The organism is Maricaulis sp. (genome assembly GCF_039978735.1).
Lineage (GTDB): Bacteria > Pseudomonadota > Alphaproteobacteria > Caulobacterales > Maricaulaceae > Maricaulis.
Window position 1 is genome coordinate 35,958 of sequence record NZ_JBDWAS010000054.1, and the last position, 19,217, is coordinate 55,174.

The following is a 19,217-nucleotide window of genomic DNA, read 5'->3' on the forward strand; positions in this document are numbered from 1 at the left end:
CCGCGTCGTGGAAACAACAAACACCGTGTCATCCCGGCCGGATGCCCCGCTTTTGGCGGGGCGCAGGGCCGGGACCCATACGCGCCGATGCCGGCCGGAAGCAGGTTCGATATCCGCGACAGCTGGACACGCATCGGGATTATGGGTCCCGGATCTCCGCCCGGCCCGGGGCCGGGCATGCGTCCGGGATGACAAGGATTTTGCGGTGTCGTCCGAGGCCCCTCATCCGCCCTTCGGGCACCTTCTCCCCGGCCGGGGAGAAGAAAGTCGTGGCGCAGGCCACGTCGCACATCTAACTCCGGGAGTTCGATAGCATGAGCGCACAGACCAAATGGGTTTACGCCTTCGGTGGAGGGGACTCGGAAGGCGAAGCCGGCATGCGTGAGCTCCTTGGCGGCAAGGGGGCCAATCTGGCCGAGATGGCCAAGCTGGGCCTGCCGGTGCCGCCGGGCTTCACCATCACGACCGAGGTCTGCACCGCCTATTACGAGAACGACCACGCCTATCCGGCCGATCTGGACGCCCAGGTCGAGGCCTCGCTGGCCAAGCTGGAAGCGACGGTCGGGAAAAAGTTCGGCGATCCGTCCAACCCGCTGCTGGTCTCGGTGCGCTCCGGTGCCCGCGCCTCCATGCCGGGCATGATGGATACGGTGCTCAATCTGGGCCTGAATGACGAGACCGCCGAGGGCCTGGCGAAACTGTCCGGCGACCGCCGCTTTGCCTATGACAGCTATCGCCGCTTCATCCAGATGTATTCCGACGTGGTGCTGGGCGTGGACCATGCCGTGTTCGAGGACATCCTGGACGGGTTCAAGGACGATAACGATTATTCGCTCGACACCGAGCTGTCGGCCGATGACTGGGTCCACATGGTGGCGCAGTACAAGAAGGCCGCCGCGCGCGAGCTGGGCCGCGACTTCCCCGCCGATCCGCGCGAACAGCTGTGGGGCGCCATCGGCGCCGTGTTCGGCTCGTGGATGACCGAGCGCGCCAAGACCTATCGCCGCCTGCACGACATCCCGGCCAGCTGGGGCACGGCGGTGAATGTCCAGGCCATGGTGTTCGGCAATATGGGCGAGACCTCGGCCACCGGCGTCGCCTTCACCCGCGACCCGTCGACCGGCGATACCGGCTATTACGGCGAATTCCTGGTCAATGCCCAGGGCGAGGACGTGGTGGCCGGCATCCGCACGCCGCAATGCCTCACCGAGGCGATGCGCGAGAAGATGGGCGACGACAACCCGTCCATGGAAACCGCCATGCCGGAAAGCTTCGCCGAGCTTTCCGCCGTGTTCGACAAGCTGGAACGCCATTATCGCGACATGCAGGACATCGAGTTCACGGTCGAGGCCGGCCGGCTCTGGATGCTGCAGACCCGCAATGGCAAGCGCACCGCCAAGGCGGCCCTGAAGATCGCCGTCGACATGGCGTCCGAAGGCCTGATCACCACGGACGAGGCCGTGATGCGCGTCGATCCGGCCCAGCTGGACCAGCTGCTGCACCCGACCCTCGATCCGGAAGGCGAGCGCGATGTGCTGACCACCGGCCTGCCCGCTTCGCCGGGCGCGGCCTGCGGCAAGGTCGTGTTCGACAGTGACGAGGCCGAGGAGCGCCGCAAGGCCGGCGAGAAAGTCATCCTCGTGCGCATCGAGACCTCGCCGGAAGACATTCACGGCATGCATGCCGCCGAAGGCATCATCACCGCACGCGGTGGCATGACCAGCCACGCCGCCGTGGTGGCCCGCGGCATGGGACGCCCCTGCGTCTCCGGCGCCGGCCAGATCAAGATCGACTATGCCAACCGGCAGTTCGCGGTCGGCCGCCGCATCATCAAGGACGGCGAGACCGTGACCATCGACGGCGCCACCGGCCAGGTCCTCTATGGCGAAGCCAAGATGATCAAGCCGGAGCTGACCGGCGATTTCGCCAAGCTGATGACCTGGGCCGACACGCACCGCCGCATGAAGGTGCGCACGAATGCCGAAACGCCGGCCGACTGCCAGACCGCCGTCGATTTCGGCGCCGAGGGCATCGGCCTGTGCCGTACCGAACACATGTTCTTCGAGGCCGACCGGATCGCCGCCGTGCGCGAGATGATCCTGTCGAACGACCAGGACGGCCGCGTTACGGCGCTGGACAAGATCCTTCCCATGCAGCGCGAGGACTTCAAGGAGATCTTCCGCATCATGGGCGAGCGGCCCTGCACGATCCGCCTGCTGGATCCGCCGCTGCACGAATTCCTGCCGCACTCGGAAGAGGATGTGGTGGACGTCGCCAAGGCGACCGGCCTGCCGGCCGATCAGCTGCTGGCCCGCGCCCGCGACCTCGCCGAGAGCAATCCCATGCTGGGCCATCGCGGCTGCCGCCTGGGCATCACCTATCCGGAAATCTACGAAATGCAGGCCCGGGCGATTTTCGAGGCCCAGGTCGCCGTCGAGACCGAAACCGGCTTCCAGCCGCTCGCCGAAGTGATGATCCCGCTGGTGGCCACCGCTGCCGAACTGTCCATCCTGAAAGCCCGCGTCGCCGGCGTCGCCAAGGCCGTTGCCGAGGAGACCGGCGGCAAGCCGAAATACCTGATCGGCACGATGATCGAATTGCCGCGCGCCGCCCTGCGCGCCGGGGATATCGCCCGCGATGCGGAATTCTTCTCCTTCGGCACCAATGACCTCACCCAGACCACGTTCGGCCTGTCGCGCGACGATGCCGGCAAATTCCTGAACGACTATCTCGAGGCCGGGATTTTCGAGAAGGATCCCTTCGTTTCGCTGGACCGTGACGGTGTCGGCGATCTCGTGCGCATCGCCGTCGAGCGCGGCCGCGCCGAGCGCGAGGGTCTCAAGCTGGGCATTTGCGGCGAGCATGGCGGCGATCCCAACTCGATCGATTTCTGCGAGGAAGTGGGCCTGGATTACGTGTCCTGCTCGCCCTATCGCGTGCCGATCGCCCGGCTTGCCGCGGCCCAGGCCCGGCTGCGCCGGCTCTGAGCAGACACGGCGCAAGCCAGCCATTCTTTAGCGGATGGCCAAGGCAAGCCAAGAGAAACACAAGAGAAATCGGCTCTTCCCTTGCGAGGGGAGAGTCATTTCTTATTTGTAATCGACGGGTGATATTGACCTGACAGGCGCACGCCCATAGATACGCGCTCCTTATTTCATGAAGGATTCAGTAAGCAGCGGCCATGATAGATTCGGAGAATCTGCAGAGTGATTCGACGAATGGTCAGAACGAACAGTGATCGGATGAATCTGGACGACGCACGCAGCCAGCAGAAGCAGCTCGCGACCGCATTTCACATGCTGGCCGCCCTGGTGCTGTGCGCCCTGACCATCCTGGTCCTGAACCTGGCCTCGGCCCGCGCGCTGGAACAGGACGAGACGCTGCAATGGCAACGCCTGGCCGGCACCTATCTCGCCCGCGGCGATATCGGTACCGACTGGCAGGCCCCGCGCACCCTGCGCATCGCCTCCATCCTGCTTGAGTCCGACAGCGAAGCCGGCGCCATCCTGCGCGCCCGCTCGCTCGACGATCTGCAGACTTTCGACAGCTCGCACTTCTCCACCGCCGCCAATCTGACCTCCGAGGTCGATTGCCTGGGACTGGCCATCTATTACGAAGCGCGCTCGGAGAGCTTTGTCGGCCAGCTGGCCGTCGCCCAGGTCATCATGAACCGGGTCCGCCATCCGGCCTATCCCAGCACGATCTGCGGTGTGGTGTTCGAGGGCGCCGAACGGATGACCGGCTGCCAGTTCACCTTCACCTGCGACGGCTCGATGATCCGCGAACCGCGCGGCCGTTCCTGGCGCCGCTCGCAGCTTGTCGCCCAGCACGCCTTCATGGGGTTCGGCCGCGACGTCACCCGCCGCGCGACGCATTATCACACCGTCGCCGTCGATCCCTACTGGAACGACAATCTGGTGCGCACGCGCCGGATCGGCACGCACATCTTCTACCGCTTCCCGACGCGCCGCGAACGCGATGCCGGGATTCTGCGCGAACGTGACGCCTGATCGTCACCGCAATGGGCGCGTCATGTGCCCCTTATGGTGCACTTGTGTCATACGGATGATGCACCAATTTCGCTACTGATAGACGTCCAGACCGGCCGCATCGGCCCGTTTGCGGACCTGGCGGTGGAAGATCCAGAAGGCCGCAATACCGGCCGCCAGGGCCAGCGCATTGATCCAGCCGCCACCCAGCGCCCGGGCCGTCAGGGCCACGGCACCGCAGCCCGCACTCCACACCGCCCACAGCCCCGCCACGCGGCGATGACTGGCCCCCAGCGCGATCATCAGCTGATAGGCATGCGCCCGGTGCGCCACAAAGGCTGACCGACCGGCGCGCACCCGCGCGGCCATGGTCAGAAGCACGTCAGCCAGAAGCGGCAGGATCAGCAGCGGCGCCAGCCAGACCGCCCCCTCGCCCGACATCCGCGCCCAGACCAGCGCGAGTCCGGCAAAGACGACCGCCATTCCCAGCGCTCCTACATCGCCGCAGAACAGGCGTCCACGCGCGCTGGCCAGCGGCGCATTCCACACCGCAAATCCGGCCATTGCGCCTGCGACACCGAATGCCGCCACGGCGACACTGCCCTCAGCCAGAACGCCCAGCGCCAAGGCGGCCGGGATCAGGACCGCAGCAATCAGCCCGTCCGATCCGTCCATGAAATTGACCGCATTCGCCGTGGTGAAAATCCACAGCGCCGAGCCGGCCAGTCCGATGAGCCAGGGCAAGGCGATCCCCAGCTCTGTGACCGGTCCCGCCATGCCGGCCACGGCAATCGAGACCAGGGCCAGAACCATAAATTTGAGCGTCTCGGACAGGGTGACCAGATCGTCCAGCAGACCCAGCGCAGCCGCGATCCCGCCGCCCAGCGCAATCCCGGCCAGCGCTGCGCCGGTTGCCGGACTGCCCGCATCCAGCAGCGCCCAGGCAGCAAACACGCCCGCCATCGCCCCCAGCCCGCCACCGCGCGGTGTCGGATCGCGATGATTGGAACGCTCATTCGGACGATCCAGAATACCCGCGCGCAACATCATGCCGGCCACCGCCAGCGCCACGAGAAAAGCCGTCAGGGCAGAAACGAGCCCGGCCATCATGCCGGCATCTCCGGCGCTCCCAGGATCACCGCCTGCGCGAAGCCGGGATAGGCTTCAGCGGCGCTTTCCGCTTCGTCCATCGTATCGAACAGGGCAAAACAGCTGGCACCAGACCCGGTCATCCGCGCGAGCCAGGCGCCGGGCTGGGCGTGCAGCCATTCCAGCGTATCGCCGATCACACCTTCCCGGCCGATCGCGACGGCTTCCAGATCATTGGCCTCGCCGGTCAGCCAGCCGGCCAGATCGCCCTGATACCAAGGCCCGTCCGCCAGCGGTCTGGGATCCCGGCTGTCGAAGGCGACAAACACCGGTCCCGTGGGAACGGCCACGCCCGGATTGACGATGACGGCCGGCAGGCCCGGCCCGATCTCGACCATCTCGATCCATTCGCCGATCCCGCGCATGCGCAGCGGCCGGGAATAGAGACAGGCCGGCACATCCGCGCCCAGGCCAAGCCCCAGCTCGGCCAGCCGGTCGAGCGGCCAGTCCAGCTTCCAGAACCGGTTCAGCGCCCTCAGCGTCGCTGCCGCATCGGCAGAGCCGCCGCCCAGCCCGGCTTCCACCGGGATCGCCTTGTGCAGATGAATGCGCGCCGCGCGATCAAGACCCGCCGCACGCTGCAGCGCCACAGCCGCCTTCATGACGAGATTGTCGTGCCCGCCGGCCAGTCGGCGCGAGGGTTCGCCGGACATTGTCAGCAGGAAGGCCGGACTGTCATCGACGCGGATTTCGTCGCCCCAGTCGGCAAACACGACGAGGCTGTCGAGGGGGTGATAGCCATCCGCCCGGGCTCGTCCGACCCGGAGGGTAAGGTTGACCTTCGCCGGTGCCAATTCCCGGACTTCGCCCGGGCTCACGGCTCCGGCACCTCGGCGGTGTCGGCCGGTGCGTCGCCATTGGCGGCATAGACTGGCGTGTGTTCCGGCGGCTGGCCGTGCTCGAGGCGATACTCCAGCCCCTCGCGCTGCTCGTCCGTGGGGCCGAGATCGATCGCGCGGCGCCACTGGAAGCCCGCTTCCAGCCGGCGGCCGACCTGCCAGTAGGCATCGCCGAGATGGTAGTTGGCCGTCGCACTGCCCGGATTGAGTTCCGCCGCCCGCTCCAGCTCCTGCACCGCCAGATCGTAATGGCCGAGCTGGTAGTAGGCCCAGCCCAGGCTGTCGATCACATTGCCGTTCTCCGGTGCCATGTCGGCGGCCTGCGCGATCATCTCGAAGGCCTCATCGACCCGCTCGCCGCGATCGATCCACATATAGCCCAGATCGTTGAGCACGGTGGACTGGCCCGGGGCCAGCTCCAGCGCAGCAAGATACTCGGCCTCGGCGGCTTCCCAGTTGTCCAGCATCAGATAGCAGGACGCCCGGAAATAGTGATAGCGCCAGTCGTCCGGCAGGCCCTGTTCGCGGTTGAGCGCCATCGCCTGACCATAAAGATCGACCGCTGCTGCCCATTCACCGGAGATCCGTGACATGTCGGCGTAGAGCAGGATGGCCTCTGCAGCTCCGGTCCGCTCGGCGAGATCGCGCGCAGCAGCATGGGCCGCCTCGATCCGGCCCAGCGTCGCCATCAACACGATCCGGTCGATCTGGGCGCCCAGCCGGAACGGACCTTCTGGAACCGAGGCATATTCGGCCAGGGCGAGATCGTGCAGGCCGATCCGGTCGAGCGAGCCGGCCAGCACGATGTGCAGCGGTGCGAGATCCGGATCCATGCGCTGGACCATGCGCATGTAGATGATGGTGAGGTCCATGTCGGCCTGGGCCGCCAGATCGGCTGTCGGTCCCAGCACGGCGCGGGCGGCCAGTCCCGGAATGTCCGGCCGGCGCGGCGCCCGCCGGCCCTGGCTGGCGGCCTCGTAGAGCGCCTGGATGCTGGCCTCGTTCGGGTCGTCTTCCAGATAGGTCTCGAACAGGGTCGCGGCCTCGGCGCGGCGCCCTTCGCGCATCAGGAAGCCGCCATACATTTCCGTCGACAGGCGGCGGAAGGTCGAGGTGAAGACCGCCGAACGGTAGGCCGCCTCGGCCGCCGCCGGATTGCCCGCGGCCTCGAACAGCATCGCCTTGTGCAGCCACAGATGCGACGCCAGAAAGCCCGGCGCCTGCATGTCGCCGACCTCGGTCAGGGCTTCGTCGCCCCGGCCTGCGCCCATCAGCGCCCAATGGCGCAATATGTCCTGGAAGAAGGTGTTATAGGGGCCATAGTCCGGCGCCGCGTCGAGAACGCTCAGGGCCGTGCGATAGTCGTGACGCGAGATCCGGTCGGAGGCGCGGAACAGGGTCGCCAGCCGGCTGGGATCGCCCGCCTCGCTTGCCGAGACGGCCAGGGCCGAGGCCCGGTCCAGATCGCCGGCGATGACCGATGTGATGAAGGCCCGGTCAGCGAGCACCGAATTGCCCGGCAACCGGTCGAGCGCCTCGAGATAATAGTCCGCCGCTCCCGCCGCGTCGCGGTTCACACCGGCATAGCGGGCCGCCAGAAAGGCGCCATAGGCCGAGGTTTCTTCCTCGGCCGGCATGGTCACGCAGGATGTCAGGGCCGTTGCCGCGAGCAGTGCCGGCCAGGCGCGCAGGATGCTTGTCATGGCGTCATGCTCGCTCCGCACCGTCCGGGGCGCAAGGCCTGATGGCTGTGCGCCGGATTACATTCCCGCATACATCGGACCGCCGCCGCCTTCCGGCGTGGTCCAGTTGATGTTCTGGTTGGGATCCTTGATGTCGCAGGTCTTGCAGTGGACACAATTCTGGGCGTTGATCTGGAAGCGTTCCTCGCCCGTCGTTTCGTCCTTGATCCACTCATAGACGCCGGCCGGGCAATAGCGCGCCGACGGGCCGCCATAGACCTCCAGTTCGGAGGCCTTCTGCAGATCCATATCGGCCACCTTGAGGTGAACCGGCTGGTCTTCCTCGTGATTGGTGTTGGAGATGAAGACCGAGGACAGACGGTCGAAGGTCAGCTTGCCGTCCGGCTTGGGGTAATCGATCTTGCGGAACTTCTCCGCCGGCTGCGTGCTTTCGGCGTCGGTCTTGCCGTGACCCATCGTGCCGAAGGGCGACCAGCCGCCGAAAAGCGTGTTGCACCACATGTCCAGCCCGCCCAGGGCGATACCGATCGTGGTGCCGAATTTCGACCAGAGCGGCTTGGCATTGCGCACAGCCTTGAGGTCCCTGGCGACCCAGGAATTCTCGTAAGCCGCCTGATATTCCGCCAGCTCGTCATGCGCGCGGCCGGCACCGATGGCGGCAAACACGCTTTCCGCCGCCAGCATGCCGGTCTTCATGGCGTTGTGGCTGCCCTTGATGCGCGGCACGTTCACGAAGCCCGCCGAACAGCCGATCAGCGCACCGCCCGGGAAAGCCAGTTTCGGAACCGACTGGAAGCCGCCTTCGGTGATGGCGCGGGCGCCGTAGGAGATGCGCTCGCCGCCTTCCAGCACGTCGCGGATCGCCGGGTGCGTCTTCAGGCGCTGGAATTCCTCGAAGGGCGAGATCCAGGGGTTCTTGTAGTTGAGGTGAACGACGAAACCGATCGAGACCAGATTGTCGCCATAGTGGTACATGAAGGAGCCGCCGCCGGTGGAATTGTCGAGCGGCCAGCCCATGGTGTGCTTCACCATGCCGGGCTTGTGGTTCTCCGGCTTCACGCGCCAGAGCTCCTTCAGGCCGATGCCGAATTTCTGCGGCTCCTTGCCCTCGGACAGGCCATAGCGGCCGATCAGCTTCTTGGCGAGCGAGCCGCGGGCACCTTCGGCAATCAGCGTGTACTTGCCGCGCAGCTCCATGCCCGGCTGGTAGCCATCCTTGTGACCGCCGTCGCGGGCCAGACCGAAATCACCGGTCACCACGCCCTTGATGGCGCCATCTTCCTCGATCACGTCGGCAGCGGGAAAGCCAGGATAGATTTCAACGCCCATCGCTTCGGCCTGCTCGCCCAGCCAGCGGCACACATTGCCCAGCGAGACGATGTGGCAGCCATGATTGCTCATCAGCGGCGGGAAGAAGAGCGTCGGCAGGCTGATCGAACCGGCCGCACCGAGCACTTCGAAAATGTCGGTCTTAACGGGATCGTTGAGCGGCGCACCCTTCTCGGCCCAGTCGGGGATAAGCTCGTTGAGCGCCTTGGGATCAACGACGGCGCCGGACAGAATGTGTGCGCCCACCTCGGCGCCCTTTTCCAGCACGGCGATCGACAGCTCCTGCCCGGCTTCATCGGCGAGCTGTTTCAGACGGATCGCGGCCGACAGACCGGCGGGGCCGCCCCCGACGATCACCACATCGTATTCCATGGATTCGCGTTCGATCGGTGCGTCGGTCATTCCAGCTCCCACTCTTTTCTCATCGGTTTCAGCACTGCCCCGCTTGCAGGCCTTCGGTCATACCTTAGGATCGAATACCCATCTAGCGTGTCCGGCTGTCCGGATCAAAGTTATTACGTTGACGTACGCGTAAGCCATGTCCAACCCAGGTGCCACACTCGACCCGCACGACGAAAAGGCTCTCAAGGCCCTGATCGCGTGGTGGGAGGAAGCCGGGATCGAGCTCGATGCTCCGATCCAGCGGCCCCGGCCTGCGCCGGCGGCCGGTGCGGCGCATGACCGGGCGTCTCCCTCATCAACACCCACCACCGTCCGCGATACGCAACAGGCTGCCCCGCAGCGCACCGCCACCGCGGCGGCGGCACGGGCAGCCGGCTATGGCCTGACATCCGATGACGGCCCCTCGGCGCGGGAACTCGCGGCCGGCGCCGCCACACTGGACGCGTTGCAGGCCGCGATCGCGCAGTTCGAAGGCTGTCCGCTCAAGCGCACCGCCCGCAACACGGTCTTCGCCCGCGGCAATCGCGAAGCGCGGATCATGGTGGTCGGCGAAGCGCCGGGGAAGGAAGAGGACGAACAGGGCCTGCCCTTCGTCGGCCGGTCCGGACAATTGCTGGACCGCATGTTCGCGTCGATCGGGCTGGGAGCCGACGATCTCTATATTTCCAACATCCTGAACTGGCGTCCGCCCGGCAATCGCACGCCGACCCAGGAAGAGATCGCGATGTGCCTGCCCTTCATCGAACGGCACATCGCCCTCAAGGCACCGGACATTCTCGTCGTCGCCGGCGGTATCTCCGCCCAGTCCCTGATGCGGACATCGACCGGGATCACCCGGCTGCGCGGCCAGTGGGGCGAGTATGCCCTGCGCGATGCGGCGGGCGAACCGACCGGCCGGACCATTCCGGTCCTGCCCGTCTTCCATCCCTCCTACCTGCTCCGGCGGCCACCGGAAAAGCGGCTGGCCTGGCAGGACATGCTGGCCCTGGAAGCGCGCCTTGCTGGCCGGACGCAGTCCTGACGACAGCGCAAAACGGCATTATCGCGCTGATTTCGCTGCAATTATTGCCCAAACCGTGACGCAACTCATACTCGTAATAAACTATTATGACCTCCGATTTGCAACCGTTGATTAACCCTAAAACCGCGACGGTCTTCCGCGAAATCTGGCTCAAATCCGGCTTGCCGGACCCGGCCTTACTCTTGAGCGGAAGGGCTCTCTCCTCATGTCCCGGGACACACAACTTACCGGCGTCGAGCGCCGGTTCGACAAGGACCAGGTCATCGTCACGAAGACGGACCTGAAAGGCCGCATCACCTACGCCAACGACATCTTCCAGCAGTTGTCGAACGTCACCGAGAAACAATCGCTCGGCCAGCCGCACAGCTTCATCCGCCACCCGGACATGCCGCGCTGCATATTCAAGATGTTCTGGGAGACGATCCAGGGCGGAAACGAGATTTTCGCCTATGTGATCAATCGCGCCACCAATGGCGATCACTACTGGGTCTATGCCCACGTCACCCCCAGTTTCAACGATGCGGGTGACATTGTCGGTTATCACTCCAACCGCCGCAAACCGGAGGAGCGCATCCTCAAGGAAGAGGTCATCCCGCTCTACACCGCCCTGCGCGAGGAAGAGGCCCGGCACGAGAATGCCAAACAGGGTCTCGCCGCCTCGACGGACAAGCTGACCCGCCACCTCGCCGATCTCGGCCTGGAATACGACGAATTCATCTGCACGCTCGGCCAGGGCCAGCGTCGCGGTTATCGCTAGGAGATCGTGCGATGTTTGTGACCAAGGAACGCAAGGCCATCCGCCGCGCGGCGGAGATAGTCCGCGCCGTTGCCGAAGGCGATTTCGAAAAGCGTATCATCGGCGTGTCAGACGACCCCGAGATCGCCGAGATGGAACTGGCCATCAATCTTCTGATCGACCGTACCGACGCCTATCTGCGCGAAAGCCAGACCTGCGTCGAGTATGTCCGCAAGAACAAGCATTTCCGCCTGATCCCCGAAACCGGCATGGTCGGGTCGTTCCGTAATGCCGCCCAGGCCGTGAACACCACGCTCTTCGGCATCAAGTCCCGGCATGAGAGCTTCATCGAACTGGCCGGAGGTCTGGAAGCACAACTGGCCGACGTCATGGACAAGGTCTCCGAGACGATCGGTTCCCTGCGCGAGACTGCAGACCAGCTTTACGCCCGCTCCAGCGACGCCTCGGAGCGCTGCACCAGCGCCGCCGCCGGCGCCGAGCAGGCATCCACGAACATGCAGAGCATCGCCGCCTCGGCCGAGGAGCTCACCTCCTCCATCTCCGAGATCAATCGCCAGGTGGTCAGTTCGGCCGATCTCGCCGCCGGCGCTGTCGAGAAGTCGCGGGCGATGAATGCGACGATCGAGGGCCTGACCGGTGTGACCGGCAAGATCGGCGATGTCGTTCGCCTGATCGAGGCCATCGCCGACCAGACCAACCTGCTCGCGCTGAACGCGACCATCGAGGCGGCCCGGGCCGGCGAGGCCGGCAAGGGCTTTGCCATCGTCGCCCAGGAAGTGAAGACGCTGGCCGGCCAGACCGCCCAGGCAACAGACGATATCGGCCACCAGATCCAGGACCTGCAGCGCACCATGACCGGCGCGGTGTCGGCCAACTCGGTCATCTCCTCGGCGATCGAGGATATCAATACGGCGTGCAATGCCATCGCCGCCGCCGTCACCGAACAGAGCGCCGCAACCAGCGAGATCGCCCGCAATGTCAACGAGGCCGCCGCCGGGACCGGCGAGGTTTCCAGCGGCATCGGCGTGGTTCACTCCGCCACCGAGTCCACCCAGGCCTCGGTCGAAACGGTGATCAGCTCGACAGACATCCTCCTGCGCCAGGAACGCAGCCTGAACACGCTGCGAGACAATATCTCCAGCTTCCTGGTTGACCTGCGGAAGGTGGGCTGACCCGGCCCGCCTTCCACTTTTTTCGGCCGCGCCCCGAAAATTGTTCTTGATTTGTTCTCTTCGTGAGTCATAGTGCGCTCATGACCGAGCGCCCAGGTGGCTACGCCCTAAACGCCCCTCAGGCGGCCCCCTCTGCCGGATCCCCCACCGCCCCGGGGGCCGGCGTCCGGGGCCGGGGCGCTCGGTCTAACGCATCGGGCCGGTACGAGGCCTTTGCCCGCGAAGCTTTCGATGATGGATGGACCGAGGCAGATGCGCCGGCGCCGCGCCTGGGCACGACGATCCTGAAGGATGCGTCCCGTTCCATTGTCGCGACCAACAGCTCGCCGGACATTTCCTTCGACCAGTCGATCAATCCCTATCGCGGCTGCGAGCATGGCTGCATCTACTGCTATGCCCGGCCCAGCCACGCCTATTGGGGCTATTCGCCGGGCCTCGATTTCGAAAGCGTGATCTTCGCCAAACCCGACGGACCGGCCTTGCTGGAGGCCTTCTTCAACCGGCCGGGGTACCAGCCCAAACCGATCGTGATCGGCGCCAATACCGATGCCTGGCAGCCGGTCGAACGGCGCCTGCAGCACACCCGCGAAATCCTGAAGGTCTTTGCCCGCTACCGGCACCCGGTCAGCTTCATCACCAAGTCAGCGCTGGTTCTGCGCGATCTGGACATACTCGGCCCGATGGCCGCCGATGGCCTCGCCAAGGGCGCGATTTCCGTGACCACGCTCGACCGGCGTCTGGCCCGCGACATGGAGCCCCGCGCCGCAGCGCCCCACCGCCGGCTCGAGGCGGTCCGGGGACTGTCGGAGGCGGGCCTGCCGGTCACGCTGATGATGGCGCCCATCATTCCAGCCCTCAACGACAACGAGATCGAGGCGGTCTTCAAGGCCGGCGCCGAAGCGGGTGCGGTGAATGCCTCCTACGTGCTGCTGCGCCTGCCGCTCGAGATCAAGGACCTGTTCCGCGAATGGCTGCAGACGGCCCGGCCCGACGCGGCCGGACGCGTCATGTCGCTGATCCGCCAGATGCGCGGCGGGCGTGACTACGATCCGCAATGGGGCACGCGCGGCCGCGGCCAGGGCCCGCTGGCCGAACTGATCGTCAACCGCGTGCGCGCTGCCATACGCCGCTACGGCCTGACCGCACCGCGCACCGAACTCGACTTTTCCAAATTCGAACGCCCTCTCGGCTCCGCCGGCCAGCCGAGTCTTTTCTGAGCCGCCGCGAGAACCAGAGCTTGCAAGTCAGCCATAAAACACGCTCTTTATTCATCCAGGCCCGGGGGATATGGAATGCGGCTTTTCGTGTGCTTGATGCTCGTCCTGGCGGCTGGCCTGGCTGGCTGCCGGAAGTCGGATGTCTATGAGAGTTTTGTCGCCGAAGATCTGCGCGAGACGCGCACAAGCGCGCTCGAGGCCGTGGAAAGTCGGGATACCGAAGCCCTGATCCGTCATTTTGGAGACTGGGCAGACACGGAGGAATTCCGGGGCAGGCTTGACGCGTTTCTCGCCGGGATGCCGGCCGGTGAATGGCTCGATACGCCGGAACTGGCAGGCGCCCATCGCTCGCGTTCGCAGGTCGTCGGGGGCCAGCCACTCGACAACCAATCGCTCGTCTACATCACGCGGACCGGGGCCGAGCATGTGAGGATCGATCTGACCTTTACCCGAACCGGCGACCAGCCCTGGGCATTGCATCACGTCAATGCCTATGCGTTCCAGCCCAATCCGGGCATTTCCTTCACGGACGGAGCGATGACGCCGGTCCGCCTGGCTTCCCTGGCAGCCGTACTGGCGAATTTCACCTTTGTTGTGATCACACTGATTGCAACCTTCCGCTTCCGGCGGATCAAGCGGCGTATCCTTTGGCCGCTCTTCATCATCGCCGGTTTCCCGGTCTTCGGCTTCAACTGGACCAGCGAGGCCTGGTATCTGGTAGCACCCGGCATTTCCTCATCGGAAGCCGGCGTCTACTTCCGGTTTCTGGAAATCACCTTCTTCGGCGCCAGTTTTGTCGATGCCTCCCCGGTCGCGCCCGTCATACTGGAGCTTGGCGTACCGATCGGCGCAATCCTGTTCTGGTACCGTGTGATGCGCGGCGGTCCGACGCGCAAGGCTGAGAAAGTGCCGCGCTAGATCAGGCGCGGTCACGCAGCAGGTCACCGCTGCCGCCATTGACCTGGTCGGCAATGGCCTGGCGCTGTTCGGCCGAGAAACTGTCAAAGCCGGGCACATGCCCGCGTGAAACCGGCCGCGAGACCAGGAAGCCCTGCAGAACGAGGTCGGGCTGGCAGCCCAGCGCGGCGAGCTCACCGAACGTCTCGACTCCTTCCACCACGACGCTGATGCCCAGCGCCCGCGCCAGATCGATCGTCGCCTGGACGATGATCTGCGCTTCGCGATCGTCTTCGATCCCGGTGATGAAGGAGCGGTCGATCTTGATCTTGTCGAAGGGGAAGGTGCGCAGATAAGCGAGCGAAGAATACCCCGTCCCGAAATCGTCGATGGCCAGACGCACGCCAAGATCCTTCAGCGCCCGCATCACCTGCAGGGCCCGGTCCTCATCGTCGATCAGCACGCCCTCGGTAATCTCGACCACCAGCCGGCCCGGTTCGAGACCGGACGCCCGCAGCGCCTGCTGGACGCTGAGCACGAGATTGCCCTGGCGGAACTGCGCCGGGCTGACATTGACGGCAACCCGGCGGTCCTCGGGCCAGCCGACCGCTTCGCGGCAGGCCGCCCGGATCACCCATTCGCCCATTTTCAGGATCTGGCCGGTTTCCTCGGCGATCTGCACGAATTCCGCCGGCGAGACATAGCCCCGCTTCTCGTCATTCCAGCGCACCAGCGCCTCGTAACCGACGATCTCGCCATCGCCGAGGCGGACCTGGGGCTGGAAGTGGAGTTCCAGGAGTTCGTCCTCGATCGCCATGGCCAGGTCGGCCTCCAGCAGGCGGCGCTCCTGCAGCATCCGGCCAAGCTGGGGATCGAAGCCGCGCACCTGGTTCCGGCCCTGCCCCTTGGCGTGATAGAGGGCCAGATCTGCCTGGTTCATCAGCCGGTCCGGATCCTCGCCATCGAGCGGGAAAACCGTCGCCCCGCCGGACGCACTGACATTCAGCGTCAGCTGGTCGATGACCACCGGCACGCCGATATGGTCGACCACGCGCTGCGCGGTGCCCAGCACCTCGTCATGACCGGACACATCCGGCAGCACGACAGCAAATTCATCACCGCTCAGGCGCGCCGGGATCGCCTTGTCCGGCAGCGTGTCGAGCATGCGTTCGGCGACTGCCTTCAACAGCGCGTCCCCGGTCGCATGGCCATGGACGTCATTGACTTCCTTGAACCGGTCGAGATCGAAAATCACCACCGCGACCATGGTGTCGTTCTGCCAGGCCTGCTCGATGGCGTCGTCGAGAGCCTCGCGGAAACGCAGCCGGTTGGGCAGACCGGTCAGGGTGTCATGGTGGGCCAGGTGGGTCATCCGTGCCCGTGCCCGCTCCTCCGCGGAGACATCCCGGAACACGAGGACGTCCGATGCCTCGCCGTTGAAATCGATCTTGCGGGCCCGCACCTGCACCGTCAGCCCACCGCCATTGCGGCCGCGCAGACGGCAGGTCACCGGCCGCGTGTCATCGATATCCGCCAGGGCCGACATCGCGGCCGCATCGAGGGCCAGCTTGCTGACGGGCATGTCGAGCAGATCCGCGCGCCGCAGGCTGAGCATGTCGCAGAGCGGTTCGTTGACCTCGCGCACGAGGCCGTCGCGGACGACGGCGATGCCTTCGAAGGTCGCATCGGCCAGCGCCTGCAGACGCAGGGCCTCGGCCTGGCGGCGGGCACCGAGGATGACATCCAGCGCCGCTGCAGCCAGACCGACGCTGATCACGAAGACCACGGCGAGTGCCACGGTAATGGCCAGCAGTTTCGACGAGACCGCGGCGTCGTAAAGCACGCCGGGAACGGACGGCACCAGCTGCATTGCCGACATCGCGGTGAAGTGCAGGCTCACCACGCCCAGGACGAGCAGTGCACCTGCGCCTGCCAGCCCGGCGAGGCTGCGGACGCGGACCAGAACCGTTGCGCTCGACGCCGCGAACAGCATGCCGGCGCCGATGGAAGCCAGCACCAGCGGTGCGTCCCAGACGATGTTCGCACCGACATTCATCGCGTCGATGCCCATGAAGTGCATGGTCGCGATCCCGGCGCCGACGACGGCGCCGCCCAGCGGGGCGCCATAGGCCTGCGGCATGCGCACGGCATAGGTCCAGCCGCAGCTGGTCACGAAAATGGCGAGAAGAAGCGAGCCGACCGTGCCGAACAGGCCGTACTCGACCGGCACCGGCGCTTCATAGGCCAGCATGGACACGAAGTGTGTGCCCCAGATGCCGACGCCGGTGACGAATCCGGTCACGATCAGCCACAAGGACTGCCGGTCGTCCGGTGCCGACTGCCCGCGGCGCGCCATCCCGACAGCCGCAAAGGCCGACAAGGCGCACAAAAGGGCGGCAACCGCGACGAGCCGAAGGTCATGTTCGACCGTCACGCAATAGAAAACGCGATACACTCGGCGCCTCGAAGGAACTGCTTGGCCATGACCCTCTCAGCAAAAGACAAGGATTGCCTTAACGCTGTGGAAAACGCTGCAGATATGCGTGTCGCAGGCGTCGACGAGGCCGGTCGGGGTCCGCTTGCGGGGCCGGTCGTGACGGCCGCCGTCATCCTCGATCCGGCCCGGCCGATCACCGGTCTGGGCGACTCCAAGGCGCTGACGGCGCGGCGGCGCGAGGCGCTGGCCCGCGAGATCCGCGAGAAGGCCTGGGTGGGGATCGGCATTGCCGAGCCGGCCGAGATCGACCGGCTGAACATCCTTCACGCCACGATGACGGCGATGGCGCGGGCCGTTGCGCGCCTGCCGGTCAAGCCAGTCCGGGTCCTCATTGACGGCAATCGCGTGCCCGAGGGCCTGCCCTGCCCGGCCGAGGCGATCGTGAAAGGCGATGCCCGTGAACCGGCGATCGGCGCGGCGTCGATCATTGCAAAGACGCTGCGCGATGCCCTGATGGAAGAGGCCGCCCGGCGCTTTCCCGGCTACGGGTTCGAGGGGCACAAGGGCTATCCCAGCAAGGCCCACCGCGAGGCCCTGATGGCCCTCGGCCCCTGCCCGATCCACAGAATAAGTTATGCGCCGGTGCGCGAAGCCCTGCGAATCGCCGGGTTATCCCCAGATGCGGCCGGCTGTGGAAAACTTGATTGATGCTTAACGGCCCGTTAGCCATAGGCGCGGGAAAACTTCCCCTCGCAAGAACGAGTGGAGTGGCGTGTCATGGCAGAGTCCCGGATCGACCAGATTCTCGAGGGAGAATGCGTGGAGGTGATGAAGTCGCTTCCCGATGCGAGCGTCGACCTGGTGTTCGCCGACCCGCCCTATAATCTCCAGCTCGGCGGCGACCTGCACCGCCCGGACAATTCCAAGGTCTCCGCAGTCGACAATGACTGGGACCAGATCGGCGGGTTCGACGAGTACGATCTCTTCACCTGGGGCTGGATGGAAGAAGCGCGCCGCGTGCTCAAGCCGAACGGCGCGATCTGGGTGATCGGCAGCTATCACAATATCTTCCGTGTCGGCGGCATTCTCCAGGATGCCGGCTTCTGGGTGCTCAACGACATCATCTGGCGCAAGACCAACCCGATGCCGAACTTCAAGGGCACGCGCTTTACCAATGCGCACGAGACCCTGATCTGGGCTGCCAAGTCGAAGGAGGCCCGCCCGACCTTCAACTATGCCGCCATGAAGGCGCTCAATGACGGCGTGCAGATGCGCTCCGACTGGACGCTGCCGATCTGTTCGGGCGGCGAACGCCTGAAAGGCGCGGACGGCAAGAAGGCGCATCCGACGCAAAAGCCCGAAGCCCTGCTGCACCGGGTCCTGCTGTCGACCACCAATCCCGGCGATGTCGTGCTCGACCCCTTCTTCGGCACCGGCACCACCGGCGCCGCTGCGAAACGCCTCGGCCGCCACTTCATCGGCATCGAGCGCGATCCGGACTATCTGGACGTCGCCCGCGCCCGCCTGGCCGCCATCACGCCGGCTTCGACAGAAGCGCTGAACGTCACCCAGTCCAAGCGCGCCCAGCCGCGCATCCCGTTCGGCGCCCTCGTCGAGCGCGGCCTGGTAAAGCCCGGCGACACGCTCTACTGCCCCAAGGGCCGCCATTCGGCCCGTGTGCGCGCCGATGGCACGCTGATCGCCGGCGACCGCGCCGGCTCCATCCACCAGGTCGGCGCCCAGCTGCAAAGCGCCCCGTCCTGCAATGGCTGGACCTACTGGCACGTCCGCACCAAGCAGGGCCTCGCCCCGATCGACATCCTGCGCGCCGAAGTCCGCGCCACCCTGGACGGCTGAGTTCTGACCACAGCGCACCTTCCCCCGGTCCGCTCCACTTCCCCCGGCCTTGTGCCGGGGCCAGGTTGAGCCTCCTCCTGAAATGCCGCTAGGCCCCGGAACAGGTCCGGGGAAAGCGGCAGTGCGCATTTCAACCTCTTCCATTTTTCCCGGCCACCCGCTTTCGCGGGCGCAGGCTTCAGCCTGCGCAGGCAGGCTGCAGATCCGGGATCTGCTTGCTGCGTGAAGCGTGAGCGGCTTCCAGTCGGTCCCGGACAGCGCTGCGCGCTTCCGGGAAAAACTGTGTGTTTGCAGATGAGGAAACACGAAACCCTCCACGGCGCTGTGCGCCTGGAGCGATGAGAGGGGTGCGGGATGCACGGCGGACATCGCGTGTCCGATTTGAAGCTTTGGTGGTGATGCCCGAGGCATCCCGCACGCGGAGATTTACCCGGATCCCTTGCGGGAC

14 protein-coding genes are annotated in these 19,217 nt (G+C 65.7%); 9 read left to right on the forward strand and 5 right to left on the reverse strand.

The window, feature by feature from the left end:
• Positions 1 to 314 precede the first annotated feature (314 nt).
• Both ppdK and ABJO18_RS16330 read left to right on the forward strand, forming a co-directional pair.
• On the forward strand, positions 315 to 2,987 hold the full coding sequence (gene ppdK / locus ABJO18_RS16325) for a pyruvate, phosphate dikinase (protein ID WP_348516012.1): 2,673 nt from the start codon (positions 315 to 317) through the stop codon (positions 2,985 to 2,987).
• A gap of 255 nt (positions 2,988 to 3,242) precedes the next feature.
• Entirely contained in the window at positions 3,243 to 4,010 is a 768-nt protein-coding gene (locus ABJO18_RS16330) for a cell wall hydrolase (RefSeq protein WP_348507483.1), read from the forward strand.
• A gap of 72 nt (positions 4,011 to 4,082) precedes the next feature.
• On the opposite strand, the gene ABJO18_RS16335 is transcribed toward ABJO18_RS16330, so the two are convergent.
• Genes ABJO18_RS16335 through ABJO18_RS16350 form a run of 4 tightly spaced genes read right to left on the reverse strand, consistent with a single transcriptional unit; the run spans position 4,083 to position 9,411 of the window.
• The gene (locus ABJO18_RS16335; protein WP_348507484.1) at positions 4,083 to 5,099 is read right to left on the reverse strand and encodes a hypothetical protein; all 1,017 of its coding nucleotides are present in this window, start codon (positions 5,097 to 5,099) and stop codon (positions 4,083 to 4,085) included.
• Positions 5,096 to 5,956, reverse strand: a complete 861-nt coding sequence (locus ABJO18_RS16340; RefSeq protein ID WP_348507485.1) for a 4-(cytidine 5'-diphospho)-2-C-methyl-D-erythritol kinase — start codon at positions 5,954 to 5,956, stop codon at positions 5,096 to 5,098. The genes ABJO18_RS16335 and ABJO18_RS16340 overlap by 4 nt, the downstream gene beginning before the upstream one ends.
• Positions 5,953 to 7,680, reverse strand: coding sequence for a tetratricopeptide repeat protein (locus tag ABJO18_RS16345; RefSeq protein ID WP_348516013.1), 1,728 nt, complete (start codon positions 7,678 to 7,680; stop codon positions 5,953 to 5,955). Before ABJO18_RS16345 ends, ABJO18_RS16340 begins: the two co-directional genes overlap by 4 nt.
• Before the next feature lie 57 nt (positions 7,681 to 7,737).
• A complete protein-coding gene (locus tag ABJO18_RS16350; protein ID WP_348507973.1) occupies positions 7,738 to 9,411 on the reverse strand; it encodes an electron transfer flavoprotein-ubiquinone oxidoreductase in 1,674 nt (557 codons plus the stop codon).
• A gap of 136 nt (positions 9,412 to 9,547) precedes the next feature.
• On the opposite strand from ABJO18_RS16350, the gene ABJO18_RS16355 reads away from it, so the two are divergent.
• The 5 genes from ABJO18_RS16355 (at position 9,548) to ABJO18_RS16375 (ending at position 14,496) form a co-directional block, all read left to right on the forward strand.
• The gene (locus ABJO18_RS16355) at positions 9,548 to 10,432 is read left to right on the forward strand and encodes a uracil-DNA glycosylase (protein ID WP_348507972.1); all 885 of its coding nucleotides are present in this window, start codon (positions 9,548 to 9,550) and stop codon (positions 10,430 to 10,432) included.
• A gap of 205 nt (positions 10,433 to 10,637) precedes the next feature.
• The gene (locus tag ABJO18_RS16360) at positions 10,638 to 11,189 is read left to right on the forward strand and encodes a PAS domain-containing protein (RefSeq protein WP_348507971.1); all 552 of its coding nucleotides are present in this window, start codon (positions 10,638 to 10,640) and stop codon (positions 11,187 to 11,189) included.
• Between the two features lie 11 nt (positions 11,190 to 11,200).
• Complete coding sequence (locus ABJO18_RS16365; protein WP_348507970.1) at positions 11,201 to 12,361, forward strand: methyl-accepting chemotaxis protein; 1,161 nt, start codon at positions 11,201 to 11,203, stop codon at positions 12,359 to 12,361.
• An 80-nt stretch (positions 12,362 to 12,441) separates the two neighbouring features.
• On the forward strand, positions 12,442 to 13,578 hold the full coding sequence (locus tag ABJO18_RS16370; protein ID WP_348507969.1) for a PA0069 family radical SAM protein: 1,137 nt from the start codon (positions 12,442 to 12,444) through the stop codon (positions 13,576 to 13,578).
• 75 nt (positions 13,579 to 13,653) lie between these two features.
• Positions 13,654 to 14,496, forward strand: coding sequence for a hypothetical protein (locus ABJO18_RS16375; protein ID WP_348507968.1), 843 nt, complete (start codon positions 13,654 to 13,656; stop codon positions 14,494 to 14,496).
• A gap of 1 nt (position 14,497) precedes the next feature.
• Here ABJO18_RS16375 and ABJO18_RS16380 read toward each other — a convergent pair whose 3' ends face one another.
• Positions 14,498 to 16,930 (reverse strand): EAL domain-containing protein, encoded by a 2,433-nt coding sequence (locus tag ABJO18_RS16380; RefSeq protein WP_348507967.1) that lies wholly within the window; start codon positions 16,928 to 16,930, stop codon positions 14,498 to 14,500.
• A gap of 84 nt (positions 16,931 to 17,014) precedes the next feature.
• Here ABJO18_RS16380 and rnhB point away from each other — a divergent pair, with 84 nt between their 5' ends.
• A complete protein-coding gene (rnhB, locus tag ABJO18_RS16385; protein ID WP_348507966.1) occupies positions 17,015 to 17,620 on the forward strand; it encodes a ribonuclease HII in 606 nt (201 codons plus the stop codon).
• Between the two features lie 69 nt (positions 17,621 to 17,689).
• Positions 17,690 to 18,769, forward strand: coding sequence for a site-specific DNA-methyltransferase (locus tag ABJO18_RS16390; protein ID WP_348507965.1), 1,080 nt, complete (start codon positions 17,690 to 17,692; stop codon positions 18,767 to 18,769).
• Positions 18,770 to 19,217: the final 448 nt, after the last annotated feature.